Source organism: Chryseobacterium populi, from assembly GCF_000282115.1.
Taxonomy (GTDB): Bacteria; Bacteroidota; Bacteroidia; order Flavobacteriales; family Weeksellaceae; genus Chryseobacterium; species Chryseobacterium populi.
In genome coordinates this window covers 1-12326 of the sequence record NZ_AKJY01000048.1, presented here as the reverse complement: position 1 = coordinate 12326, position 12326 = coordinate 1, and the positions used below count along the sequence as shown (strand labels likewise).

At 37.2% G+C, this 12326-nt stretch carries 12 protein-coding genes; 9 read left to right on the top strand and 3 right to left on the bottom strand.

Going from position 1 to position 12326, the window contains the following annotated elements:
* Positions 1 to 64 precede the first annotated feature (64 nt).
* Positions 65 to 2650 carry a DNA mismatch repair protein MutS gene (gene mutS / locus PMI13_RS12735; protein ID WP_007844290.1) on the bottom strand — a complete coding sequence of 862 codons (2586 nt, stop codon included), beginning with the start codon at positions 2648 to 2650 and terminating at the stop codon, positions 65 to 67.
* A gap of 131 nt (positions 2651 to 2781) precedes the next feature.
* Positions 2782 to 3657 carry a cupin-like domain-containing protein gene (locus tag PMI13_RS12730; RefSeq protein WP_007844289.1) on the bottom strand — a complete coding sequence of 292 codons (876 nt, stop codon included), beginning with the start codon at positions 3655 to 3657 and terminating at the stop codon, positions 2782 to 2784.
* A 200-nt stretch (positions 3658 to 3857) separates the two neighbouring features.
* Here PMI13_RS12730 and PMI13_RS12725 point away from each other — a divergent pair, with 200 nt between their 5' ends.
* Positions 3858 to 4739 carry a bestrophin family protein gene (locus tag PMI13_RS12725; protein ID WP_007844288.1) on the top strand — a complete coding sequence of 294 codons (882 nt, stop codon included), beginning with the start codon at positions 3858 to 3860 and terminating at the stop codon, positions 4737 to 4739.
* A 12-nt stretch (positions 4740 to 4751) separates the two neighbouring features.
* On the opposite strand, the gene PMI13_RS12720 is transcribed toward PMI13_RS12725, so the two are convergent.
* Positions 4752 to 5351 (bottom strand): hypothetical protein, encoded by a 600-nt coding sequence (locus tag PMI13_RS12720; protein ID WP_007844287.1) that lies wholly within the window; start codon positions 5349 to 5351, stop codon positions 4752 to 4754.
* Between the two features lie 56 nt (positions 5352 to 5407).
* Here PMI13_RS12720 and PMI13_RS12715 point away from each other — a divergent pair, with 56 nt between their 5' ends.
* The 8 genes from PMI13_RS12715 to PMI13_RS12680 form a co-directional block, all read left to right on the top strand.
* Complete coding sequence (locus PMI13_RS12715) at positions 5408 to 6028, top strand: toxin-antitoxin system YwqK family antitoxin (protein WP_007844285.1); 621 nt, start codon at positions 5408 to 5410, stop codon at positions 6026 to 6028.
* Between the two features lie 4 nt (positions 6029 to 6032).
* Positions 6033 to 6563 carry an RNA methyltransferase gene (locus PMI13_RS12710; protein WP_007844284.1) on the top strand — a complete coding sequence of 177 codons (531 nt, stop codon included), beginning with the start codon at positions 6033 to 6035 and terminating at the stop codon, positions 6561 to 6563.
* A gap of 185 nt (positions 6564 to 6748) precedes the next feature.
* Positions 6749 to 7399 carry a CBS domain-containing protein gene (locus PMI13_RS12705; RefSeq protein WP_007844283.1) on the top strand — a complete coding sequence of 217 codons (651 nt, stop codon included), beginning with the start codon at positions 6749 to 6751 and terminating at the stop codon, positions 7397 to 7399.
* Position 7400: 1 nt separating this feature from the next.
* Positions 7401 to 8267: an NAD kinase gene (locus PMI13_RS12700; protein WP_034669644.1), complete on the top strand. Its 867-nt coding sequence runs from the start codon at positions 7401 to 7403 to the stop codon at positions 8265 to 8267.
* Between the two features lie 70 nt (positions 8268 to 8337).
* Positions 8338 to 9408, top strand: coding sequence for a class II fructose-bisphosphate aldolase (gene fbaA / locus PMI13_RS12695; protein WP_007844281.1), 1071 nt, complete (start codon positions 8338 to 8340; stop codon positions 9406 to 9408).
* Positions 9409 to 9511: 103 nt separating this feature from the next.
* Positions 9512 to 10366: an acetyl-CoA carboxylase, carboxyltransferase subunit beta gene (accD, locus tag PMI13_RS12690; protein WP_007844280.1), complete on the top strand. Its 855-nt coding sequence runs from the start codon at positions 9512 to 9514 to the stop codon at positions 10364 to 10366.
* Between the two features lie 54 nt (positions 10367 to 10420).
* Positions 10421 to 10933, top strand: coding sequence for a DUF6973 domain-containing protein (locus PMI13_RS12685; RefSeq protein ID WP_034669628.1), 513 nt, complete (start codon positions 10421 to 10423; stop codon positions 10931 to 10933).
* A 148-nt stretch (positions 10934 to 11081) separates the two neighbouring features.
* On the top strand, positions 11082 to 12326 hold a 1245-nt coding region (locus tag PMI13_RS12680; protein ID WP_007844278.1), incomplete at its 3' end, for a nucleoside recognition domain-containing protein.

Sequence of the window (12326 nt, the reverse complement as noted above, 5' to 3'; positions counted from 1 at the left end):
ATAAAAAAGCCCGGGCCCGGCTTAAGCCGGGCCCGGGCTTTTTTATTTAATTTCTTGCTTTAATCTAGCCTCCAATCATTTTCTTGATCGAACTCAGCTTCATTAAAGCTTCAATAGGCGTCAAAGTATTGATATCAATTTTCGTCAGTTCTTCCCGGATATTTTCCAACACAGGATCATCTAACTGAAAAAAAGAAAGCTGCATATTCTCATCGGTAACTCTTTTGATGCTTTCAGAAGAACTGCTTTGTGTACGGCTCGCTTCAAGCGTTTTAAGGATTTCATTAGCCCTGTTGACCACTTTTGCAGGCATCCCGGCCAGTTTTGCAACGTGAATACCAAAGCTATGCTCACTTCCTCCCGGGATCAGTTTTCTCAGAAAAATAATATTTCCTTTATTCTCCTGAATGGAAACATGGAAATTCTTTATCCTTTCAAAATTCACAGTCATTTCATTCAATTCGTGATAATGGGTGGCAAATAAGGTCTTCGCCTGGGTTGGATGCTGGTGAAGGTATTCTGCGATGGCCCACGCAATGGAAACCCCGTCATAGGTGGAGGTTCCACGACCAATTTCATCCAGTAGGATCAGGCTTCGTTCTGAAATATTATTCAGAATATTGGCAGCTTCATTCATCTCGACCATGAATGTAGATTCTCCGGCCGAAATATTATCTGTAGCTCCTACTCTTGTAAAAATCTTATCCAGAATCCCGATTTCTGCATGTTTTGCCGGAACAAAACTTCCGATCTGAGCCAGAAGACAGACAATAGCCGTCTGACGGAGAATAGCAGATTTACCGGCCATGTTCGGTCCGGTTACCATAATAATCTGTTGGGAATCTTTATCTAAAAAAATGTCGTTCGGAATATATTTTTCCCCTAGCGGAAGAGCATTTTCAATAATAGGATGTCTTGCTTCCTGTAAATCAATAGAAAAGCTATCATTTAAAACAGGTTTTGTATAGCTTTCGGAAACAGCCAGCTCAGACAATCCCACCGCAACATCCAGTTGGGCAATAATATTTGAATTTTCCTGAATCTGGTCGATATAAACCATCGTTTCAGAGCAGACATTCCTGTAAAGTTCATTTTCTAAAACTCCGATTTTCTCTTCGGCTCCCAGAATCTGATTTTCATATTCTTTTAACTCTTCAGTAATATAACGTTCTGCGTTCACAAGCGTCTGTTTTCTCAGCCAATCACCAGGAACTTTATCTTTATGGGTATTCCGTACTTCGATAAAATATCCGAATACATTGTTAAAATCAATTTTAAGGCTTGAGATTCCTGTTCTTTCGATTTCTCTCTGGCACATTTCATCTAAAAAACCACGGCCTTTGCTTTGAAGCCCTCTTAATCTGTCCAGCTCTTCTGAAATCCCTTCTTTAATTACGTTTCCTTTCGCAATATTTACAGGAAGTTCTTCATTAAGGTAATTTTGCAGGCATTTAATCAGCTCTTCCAGATCATACAACGGCTCAATCCAGGCCAGAACATCAGCAAACGGGTGTAATAAAGCGTTAATTTTATAAATATTGATCAGGCTCTGGCGAAGGTATCCCAATTCTTTTGGTGATATTTTTTCAGCAGCCAGCTTTCCCATTAACCGATCCAGATCGGAGATAGATTTTAAAAGCTGGGAAATTTCATATTTCAGGTTATCATTTTCATTCAGAAAATCAATGAGCGAGAGCCTTCTTCCGATTTCATCTACAGATTTTAACGGCAGTATGATTCTTCGTCTCAGCAGTCTTCCTCCCATTGGTGTAGATGTTCTGTCAATAATATCCAGCAAAGATTTTCCCTGCGGGTTGCTTGGGTAGACAATTTCAAGGTTTCTTAGGGTAAAATTATCCATCATCAGAAAATCTTCCTGAGGAATCACCTTGATTTTGGTAATATGGGCAAGAAGATTGTGATGGGTATCTTCCACCAGGTAAGCAAAAATAGCTCCGGCAGCCGTTATGGCCAGTTGAAGGTTTTCGATCCCGAATCCTTTTAAAGAATTGGTTTTAAACTGGCTGGTCAGTTTTTCATAAGCGAAATTATACTGATAGGCCCAGTCTTCTAATTTGAAGGCATTTTTATTTTTAAGCTGTTCAGGAATATGAACACTTCTCTGATAAATAATTTCGCTCGGATCAAAGGTATTGACAATATGCAAAAGCTTGTCTAAATTCCCTTCACTTACTAAAAACTCTCCCGTAGAAATATCTACCAAAGCCATTCCGTATTTTTCTTTTTCTTTATGGAGGGAAAGCAGGAAGTTATTTTTTTTGGAATTTAAAACCTGGTCGTTGAATGTAACGCCGGGCGTAACTAGTTCGGTCACGCCTCTTTTTACAATACCCTTTACCATTTTAGGATCTTCCAGCTGATCACAAATGGCAACACGAAGTCCTGCCCTCACTAATTTCGGAAGATAAGAATCTACGGAATGATGCGGAAATCCGGCCAATTCTATATGCCCGTCTCCATTGGCTCTTTTGGTTAAAACAATTCCCAATACCTGGGAAGCCCTGACTGCATCCTGTCCGAACGTTTCATAAAAATCTCCCACTCTGAATAATAAAAGGGCATCAGGGTATTTTGCCTTGATGGTATTATACTGAGTCATTAATGGAGTTTCCTTCTTCGCTTTTGCCATAATAAAAAATGAACGCCAAATTTAAAAAAATAAATTCAGGGTTAAGAATTTGTTTCACAATTAATCTTTTCAAAAAAAGCACTGCCCCTCTTTTGAATTCTTATTGTACTTTTAGCTAAAAAAAGTAATGATTATTTCTTTTTCGAATGTTTTTCCAATGCTTTCGTACTCTTTTTATATGCCCATTTCTGCTTGTAATCGACCCATTTTGCTTTAAACATTTTACGTAAGATTTTATCAGTATATCTCATGATGAAAACATGATACAGCATATTCACAAAAACGTTCGGTTTATTGGGAAGCGCGCGAAGCGACATTGAAAATCCGGGCTCAAGATACCGGTTGAAATGCCAGAATGCTCCCGGAATGAAAAGGGCATCGCCATGCTCCATGAAAATCTCATATCCTTTGGCATATTGTAAAGCCGGAAATTTTTCATAATCAGGGTTTTCATAATCTACATCATAAATGGTATGAACCGATAACGGAACTTTATATAAAAATTCAGATTGTTCCTGATCAAACAACAAAATCCTTTTTTTCCCTTCAAAATGAATATGAAGAAAATCACCAAGATCTACATCATAATGCATAAGGACATGCGCTTCACTTCCACCGAAAAATAAAGTGGGAAGCCTTTTGAAAAATTTTATCCCCAGATCCGGATATGTGAAATTTTTCAGTAACTCCGGAAGCCGGTCGGTAATAATGTAAAAGAAAATACGCAGGTCTGAAGGCTTACTTTTTATCGTATCAATATAATCCTTCATTTTCATATGGGTCACCGGAGCATCAGAATTTTTAGCTGCATTAGCCGGTTTGTTATCATATAAAGGGACCTCCTGCTCACCTGCCTTCTCACGGATATAATTAAGATTCCACAGATCAAAAGCGTCCCAACGGCTGGCAAAATTTTTAATTAGCAGAGGTTTCTTTTTTTTGAAATAATTCTTCTGAAAATCTTCTTTACTGATATCGTTTACAACATCTATGTTTTGGAGGATCATTTTGTTTTTGGATTTAATGCGAAATAAAAGTAGTGCTTTTTTGAATTTTATAAAAATTTTAATGTCATATTTGAGTGTTTATCATAGATTACAGATGACACAAACCTGCACAGATGTTTGAGTTTTTTTAAATCAACTTAATTTGCTAATCTGTGTAAGATAAAAACGAAAATTTTATCTTTGTAAGACTAACCTGGTTTATGAGAGTCTACAACACCAAACATTTTCTGAAAATCCTTTTCAGCTTACATAAAAGTGACACTTTAAAAATACTTTTTCCCGGTATGGCTCTTATAGGCCTATATTCCTGGGGTATCCAGTATCTGGAAGTTGAATATCTTCATCTTACTACAAAATCTGGAGTAAGCAATGTAGGAATGATACACTCTTTATTAGGCTTTGTACTCTCATTATTACTGGTTTTCCGGACAAACACAGCTTATGACAGATGGTGGGAAGGCAGAAAGCTTTGGGGAAAACTGGTAAATGACACCCGGAATTTTGCTGTAAAAATAAATACCATTCTTGATGGTGATCAGCAAAATGCAGAGCAAATAGGCAGATATTTAAAGTTTTATCCCCATTTTTTAGCAAAACACCTTTCCAAAGAGTCTACACGACTGGCTTTGGACGAAGATTATTCAGAAATAGAAAATTCTTTGAAACATCACGGTCCAAGCGAAATTATTATTCTTTTAACCTATAAGCTTAGTCAACTGAAAAAGGAAGGAAAAATTTCTGATATTGAAATGCTGTATTTAGATACCCAGCTCTCAGGTTTTCTGGATGTCTGCGGTGGGTGTGAAAGAATTAAAAACACTCCGATCCCTTATTCTTATTCTTCATTTATTAAGAAATTCATTATCCTTTATGTTTTTGCATTACCTATCGCCTATGTCATTAACATTGGCCTTTTCATGGTTCCGTTAACCGTGTTTGTCTATTATGTTTTGATGAGCCTTGAACTTATTGCAGAGGAGATTGAAGATCCCTTCAATAACGATGAAAATGATATTCCCATGGAAACTCTCGCACAGAATATTGAAAAAAACGTTCATCAGATCATGGGACTCAAAAAATAAGAAATCAACCTTTTACAGGTTGATTTCTTTTAATTCGCCATCCTGTTTTATTTCTACAAACTTGCTTTCCCTGTTGGCCGCTGAATAGCCGTAGAAAAATGTCTGGTATATCGGGGTGGAATATAAATAACCTCCATAAGCATTATAGGCGTCCGACTGCCCTGTTTGCTGCTGATAGCTTGCAGTAGCCGTAAAGTTGACAATGGTTTCAAGGTAATATTTCCCGGGTTTTAATTTTTCAAATCTAAATCTTCCGTAATCATCCGTTAGAGCTTCAATTCTGTATTTGAAGGCTTCTTCAGACATATACACTGTCGTTTTTTTATTTTCATATTTCTTTCTCATACTGTAAAACTCCTCAAAATAAGGGGTTACCGGAAACAGCATCACAACAGTTCCTTTAGGAGCATAATGCTTCTGCCCGAGTAAGGGTTTAATTCCCCAATTATTTTTCTGTTTTGTTGAAGCCACTCCTTCAATAGTGGAATTTCCAAAACCAATCATCTGCTGAGCTTGCTTTTTATCGAAGAAAGCTTGTGGATAATAGGTATTCTGGGCTTTTGAAAAGATAAAAGCCGACATGATTGTCATAAAAATGAATAATTTTTTCATTATAAATATTTTACTTCAAATATAACTATTTTACTATTTTTGAAATAAAAAAATCTATGAAATACATTTTTCTGCTAATGCTCTCCGCATCGTCGTTAGCTATAGCACAAAAGCCATGTGGATTTAAGGACGGGCTACAGGAAGGAAGCTGCAAACAGTTTTATGAAAACGGCCAGGTAAAAGAGTTAGCCGACTGGAAAAAAGGGAAACTGGACGGAGATGCCATTTTTTATTATGAAACCGGAAAAATACAGGCCAAAGGCGAATATAAAAAAGATTATAAAGTAAAGGAATGGTCTTATTATGACAAAAACGGAGTACTGACCTCGAAAGAAGTTTTCAGGAACGGTGAAAAAAATATTTATGACAATAGTTCCACAGCTACGTTTTATTCTCCTGCTGGTATCATCGTTGAAGTATCCAGCTATAAACAAGGAAAACTCAATGGTGAAAGCAAGCTTTTTTATGAAAACGGAAAATCAGTAAAACAGATCGGGAATTACGAAAACGGTATTGCCACTGGAAAATGGAAAGCTCTTTATCCATCAGGAAAAATCCAGAGGGAAACAGAGTTCGTCAATGATAAATGGAACGGAAACAGGGTTCATTACCGCGAAGACGGAAGTATAGAAAAAACTGAAGTTTACAGAGACGGAAAATTAATTTCAACAAAATAAGACATTGGTACACAAATTAAAACTGGAAGAACTTAACCGGATTGATGTAGAAACATTCAAGCAGGTTGATAAAATTCCATTGGTTATCATTTTAGATAATATCAGAAGCATGCATAATGTAGGAGCAACTTTCAGAACAGCGGATGCTTTTCTGATTGAAAAAATAGTGCTTTGCGGAATTACGCCACAGCCGCCACACCGTGAAATTCATAAAGCAGCACTTGGTGCCACAGAAAGTGTTGACTGGGCTTATGAAAAAAACATCAATACCATTATTAATGATCTGAAAAGCCGGGGATATGAAGTGGTAGGAATCGAGCAGACCTCCAACAGTACGATGATCACTGATTTCATGGTAGACAGATCAAAAAAATATGCTTTAATATTAGGAAACGAAGTGGAGGGAATCAGTGATGAAGCACTGGAAAACATTGATGTATTCCTGGAAATTCCCCAACTGGGAACCAAGCATTCTTTAAATGTAAGCGTATGCGGTGGAATTGTAATGTGGGAGTTTGCAAAAGCTTTAAAATAAAAAAACTGCATATGCCTAAAAGACAGTGCAGTTTGAAATAAATCTAATAAAAAGTAAAAATGAAAGGCGACAAAGATACTTTTTTTTTCTTCACAAACAAATTTTAAAATTCGTTTTTTCATTTTTGCTGAAAAAAAGTCAGGTATTCAGAAAAAGTTTCGTTTAATTTTTTATAAATTAGCACAATGTTTATCAAGGATTATATCTCAAAGGATTTCCCATGTTTTAGCCTGACTGACTCAATAGAATCAGCGAGAAGCACATTAGAAGATTTTGGATATACTCACATTTTCATCAAAAAATCCCATCACTTTTACGGAGCCATTGCCAAAGACTTCCTTGATGAGCAGGAAGGAACATTAAAGGACCTGGAGCATCAGATCGAACGTTTTGCCATTCTTGAAGATCATAATATTATGGACAGCATCCGTTTGTTTTATACCTTCAATGCCAATGTGATTCCGGTGATCAATAAAAATGAAAAATATGTGGGATACATAGGCTATGAAGATATTTTTCAGGTTTTATCCCGCTATCCTTTATTTTCGGAATCGGGCGCTATTCTTACGATAGAAACACCGGTGAGAAAATATTCGATGACGGAAATCGCCAATATTATTGAAAGTAACAATTCGAAATTTTATGGGGGATTTATCAGTTTTATGTCCGATGAAGCCATTCAGGTAACCATAAAAATCAGCAATGAAAATCTGGCATCGATTGATTCCACTTTCGACCGTTATGATTATAGGATTGTTGAAAAATACTATTCTGATGAAAAATCAGACCTGTTTAAAGACAGATTTGGGTTTTTCCAAAAATTTATTGAAATATAAGATGAAGGCAGCCATATATTCGCAGAAAAAAGATCTAGATACTTTTTTATATTTAAGCAAATTTGTTTCAGAACTTGAAAGCAGAGGCGTAAAATCTGTTCTGTATGATGCAATGGCTGATGCACTCCAGTTTTCAAAAATCTTTGAAACATTTAACTGCAAACAGGATCTGATGGATAAAGAAGTGGATCTTTTCTTCACCTTCGGAGGAGACGGAACCATTGTCAACTCTCTGACGTTTATTGAAGATCTTGAAATCCCGATTGTTGGAGTAAATACCGGAAGATTAGGATTCCTGGCAAGCTTCACCAAAGAAGAAGCCTTTAAAGAACTGGATGCTATTCTGAAAGGAGATGTAAAAACAAGCCGCCGCTCTGTGATTGAAGTGGTTTCTCCACAACTGGACGGCTTCTTTCCTTATGCTTTAAATGATGTGACCGTTTCAAGAAAGGAGACCACGTCCATGATTACGGTAGATTCTTTTATTAATGATGAGTTTTTAAATGTCTTCTGGGGAGACGGGGTGATTGTTTCAACGCCTACAGGATCTACTGCCTACTCGTTAAGCTGTGGCGGCCCGATTATTTCTCCGAATAACGAAAATTTTGTCATTACTCCTATCGCGCCTCATAACCTGAACGTAAGGCCTCTGGTTGTGAATGACAGGGTTGAAATAAAATTTAAAGTAGAAAGCCGGGTGCCTCAATACTCCCTTTCTTTAGATTCAAGATTGATACACATAGAAACAGATAAAGAAATCATCGTTAAAAAAGCAGGGTTCCAGATTCTTCTTGTTCAGCCGAACAACCTGAGTTTTTATGAGACCATCCGCCAGAAGCTACTTTGGGGGCGGGACAAAAGAAATTAGCAATTGAGCAAAATTTCTTACCTTTACAAGAATTTTAATACACCTATTAATTTATATTAAAAAGCAAAACATGAGCAGAATTTTCCCGGCAGGAGTAGCCACAGGTCAATTAGTTACTGATATTTTTCAGCATGCTAAAGAAAATAAATTTGCATTACCAGCAGTCAACGTAATTGGTTCAAGCAACGTAAATGCTGTGATGGAAACTGCAGCAAAGCTGAACTCTCCTGTTATTATTCAGTTTTCTAATGGTGGTGCTGCTTTTAATGCAGGAAAAGGATTGAACAATGACGGTCAGAAGGCTGCTATTTTAGGATCTATCGCCGGAGCTAAACACATCCATACTCTTGCAGAAGCTTACGGAGCTACTGTCATTTTACATACAGACCACTGTGCAAAGAAATTATTGCCTTGGATCGACGGATTGCTGGATGCAAGTGAAGAATTTTACAAGCAGACAGGAAAATCTCTTTATTCTTCCCATATGCTGGATCTTTCTGAAGAGCCTTTAGAAGAAAATCTGGAAGTTTCTGCTAAATATTTCGAAAGAATGGCTAAAATGCAGATGACCTTAGAAGTGGAAATCGGAGTTACAGGTGGTGAAGAAGATGGTGTTGACAACTCTGATGTTGATAACTCCAAATTATATACCCAGCCGGAAGATGTAGCATATACTTATGAGAAGTTAAAAGCTATTTCTGACAATTTTACCATTGCTGCGGCTTTCGGTAATGTACATGGAGTTTACAAACCTGGAAATGTGGTTCTTACTCCGAAAATCCTTGATAATTCTCAGAAATATGTTCAGGAGAAATTCGGAACAGCTGCAAAACCGGTGAACTTTGTATTCCACGGAGGTTCAGGCTCTACTTTAGAAGAGATCAGAGAAGCAATCGACTACGGGGTTATCAAAATGAACATTGACACTGACCTTCAGTTTGCTTATACAGAAGGGGTGAGAGACTACATGGTTAACAATATCGATTATTTAAGATCTCAGATCGGAAATCCTGAAGGAGAAGAAAAACCTAACAAAAAATTCTATGATCCGAGAGTTTGGGTAAGAAAAGGTGAAGAAACTTTCTCTGCAAGATTGGTAAAAGCGTTTGAAGATTTAAATAACGTAAATACTTTAAAATAAAAATTTGTAAAAAGTAAAATGTACAAAGTACAGAGTAATTTCAACGCTTAGTCTTTGTACATTTTACATTTTACATTTTACATTTTACATTAATACATACAAAATGGCATTCGACTGGTTTAAAAGAAAAGCAAAAAACATTACCACCTCTACTGATGAAAAAAAGGATGTTCCAAAAGGTCTTTGGCACCAGACTCCGTCAGGAAAAGTAGTGGAACATGAAGAACTTAAGAAAAATAACTACGTTTCTCCTGAAGACGGGTTTCATGTAAGAATAGGAAGCGCAGAATTTTTTGAGATCCTTTTTGATGAAGGTAAATTCACTGAACTAGATGCTAATGTTGAAAGTATAGACATCCTGAACTTCAAAGATACAAAGCCTTATGCAGACCGTTTAAAAGAAGTGAAGGCAAAAACAAAGCTTACAGATTCTATCAGAAATGCTGTCGGAACTGTAAAAGGAACCGAAATGGTAGTTTCTTGTATGGATTTTGCTTTTATCGGCGGGTCTTTAGGCTCTGTGATGGGTGAAAAAATCAGAAGGGCTGTAGATTACTGTATCGCTCACAAACTTCCTTATATGATTATCTGTCAGTCGGGAGGTGCAAGAATGCAGGAAGCCACTTATTCTTTGATGCAGTTGGCTAAGGTACAGGCTAAATTGGCTCAGCTTTCAGAAGCAGGCCTTTTATATATCGCTTATTTATGCGATCCTACTTTTGGCGGAATTACCGCTTCTTTCGCGATGACAGCTGATATTATTATGGCAGAGCCGGGAGCATTGATCGGTTTTGCAGGTCCGAGGGTTATCCGTGAAACAATCGGCAGAGACTTACCGGAAGGTTTCCAGACTTCTGAATTCTTACAGGAAAAAGGATTTGTAGATTTTATCGTGAAAAGAACTGAAATTAAAGATACGGTGGCAAAAACAGTAAATTTATTGGCTGTACATGCATAACGTTTGTAACAAAAGCAATACAATCTCTCTCTAATTGGGGAGAGATTTTTATTTATGAGGACTTTTAAAATATTTTTTAATACGATTCGAAGCATGAGCTTTAAAAAGATCCGCCGTCTTTTATCGCTTGTCATTCCCCATCCTCTTTTTTCTTTGTTAAGCTTTTATGCAACCATGCAGGCTTTTGCCATTGCCCAGAAACATTTTCCCGATACAGCCTCCAATAATGGTATAGGAAATGCCTTCAGGCATGCCCTCTGGTGTGCTTTTATCATGATCTACTGCTGCAAGGTTTCTTCTCCGGAAAAGGCTCTGGACTTCTGCAAAAGAATTACAGATATGCATGAAGAATTATTCCCTAACCAACCGTTGGAAACCAAAATGGACCTTCACAATAATAAGATCGGGATGGATTACTTCATGGAGCTTTTGCCGGGAATACACCGCCAGTTTTTTGAAAAAGGGTTCTTCATTGATGCTTTGATCAAAAAAATGGATGATGCGAAAGTTCTGAAAAACCTGGATGATGATTTTGAAGGATATCTCGTCTATCTTGATGAAAAATAGCTTAAAGTGTTATTAAGTTTAGTTAAGGTAAATTTTTCTGATCTTTTCAACTTTAATCACTTATTGAATCTTAATGGTTCAAAAAAATAAAAATTTAAATAGTTTTACATTTAATTTATTATCTTTTCTAAAATTTTAATTTAATCAGATGGTTCTCAGCAGAATTTGGTCAGCATTTATTATTGTTGCCATTGCCATTGCAGGTATAAAATACATCTCATCAAGCCATTACAAAACCATTTTCAATGATATGGTAGTCGGAAAAGGCGGTGATACAGTACAGATTGCAACACAGAAAATGAATACACTGTCCCCCGTTGTCAGGGATAGCCTGATGAAAAAAACTGATTTTGCTGACAGCAGGATTCATTATAAAACAGATTCTCTTAAACAGGATGTCAAAGTTTATCGTGTTCAGGAAGCAGACGGCGTTATCGGGACTTCTGAAACCGCCGTAAAGATCTGTCTCGGTCTCATTGGAATCATGACATTATTCATGGGATTTATGAGTATTGCTGAAAAAGCAGGCGGAATTAATCTCTTAAGCAGATTTATCCAGCCTTTTTTCTCAAAATTATTTCCTGAGATTCCTAAAAACCATCCGGCTTTCGGACATATGCTGATGAATTTCAGTGCCAATCTCTTGGGCCTCGATAATGCAGCTACCCCGTTCGGTTTAAAAGCCATGGAAAGTTTGCAAAGCCTGAATCACAATAAAGATACTGCAAGTAACTCTCAGATCATGTTCCTCTGTCTCCATGCAGGAGGAATGACACTGATACCGGTTTCCATCATTGCCATCAGAGCTTCAATGGGTTCCAAAACACCGACTGATATTTTCCTGCCCTGTATGATCGCCACTTTTGCAGCGACTTTGGCAGCAATGATCATTGTTTCATTATATCAGAAAATCAATTTACTTCGACCTGTTGTTATTGCCTATGTAGGCGGTGTTTCAGCTGTAATTGCTGTTCTGGTTGTTTATCTGGTCCAATTAAGCAAAGACGAGCTGGATACTTTCAGCAAGGTTTTAAGTAATGGTTTAATCCTTTTTATTTTCTTAGCAATCGTTATCGGTGCAGTTTATAAAAAGATTAATGTTTTCGATGCATTTATTGAAGGAGCCAAAGAAGGTTTTACCACCTGCGTTAAAATTATTCCTTACTTAGTCGGAATGTTGATTGCTATTTCTTTGCTGAGAACTTCCGGCGTTTTTGATGTTATCATTGACGGAATGAAATGGGTGGCCCATGTTGCCAATTTAGATCCCCGTTTTGTAGATGGGCTTCCGACAGCATTGATCAAGCCTTTATCCGGTTCCGGAGCAAGGGGAATGATGGTGGATACAATGTCAACTTTCGGAGCGGATAGTTTCCAGGGGAAACTGGCTGCC

What these genes read in the sequence shown, in the direction of transcription:
- PMI13_RS12685 (WP_034669628.1), top strand. Translation starts at nt 10,421, where the DNA reads ATGAGGACTTTTAAAATATTTTTTAATACGATTCGAAGCATGAGCTTT.
- PMI13_RS12715 (WP_007844285.1), top strand. Translation starts at nt 5,408, where the DNA reads ATGAAATACATTTTTCTGCTAATGCTCTCCGCATCGTCGTTAGCTATA.
- PMI13_RS12730 (WP_007844289.1), bottom strand. Translation starts at nt 3,657, where the DNA reads ATGATCCTCCAAAACATAGATGTTGTAAACGATATCAGTAAAGAAGAT.
- mutS (WP_007844290.1), bottom strand. Translation starts at nt 2,650, where the DNA reads ATGGCAAAAGCGAAGAAGGAAACTCCATTAATGACTCAGTATAATACC.
- fbaA (WP_007844281.1), top strand. Translation starts at nt 8,338, where the DNA reads ATGAGCAGAATTTTCCCGGCAGGAGTAGCCACAGGTCAATTAGTTACT.
- PMI13_RS12725 (WP_007844288.1), top strand. Translation starts at nt 3,858, where the DNA reads ATGAGAGTCTACAACACCAAACATTTTCTGAAAATCCTTTTCAGCTTA.
- PMI13_RS12705 (WP_007844283.1), top strand. Translation starts at nt 6,749, where the DNA reads ATGTTTATCAAGGATTATATCTCAAAGGATTTCCCATGTTTTAGCCTG.
- PMI13_RS12700 (WP_034669644.1), top strand. Translation starts at nt 7,401, where the DNA reads ATGAAGGCAGCCATATATTCGCAGAAAAAAGATCTAGATACTTTTTTA.
- PMI13_RS12720 (WP_007844287.1), bottom strand. Translation starts at nt 5,351, where the DNA reads ATGAAAAAATTATTCATTTTTATGACAATCATGTCGGCTTTTATCTTT.
- accD (WP_007844280.1), top strand. Translation starts at nt 9,512, where the DNA reads ATGGCATTCGACTGGTTTAAAAGAAAAGCAAAAAACATTACCACCTCT.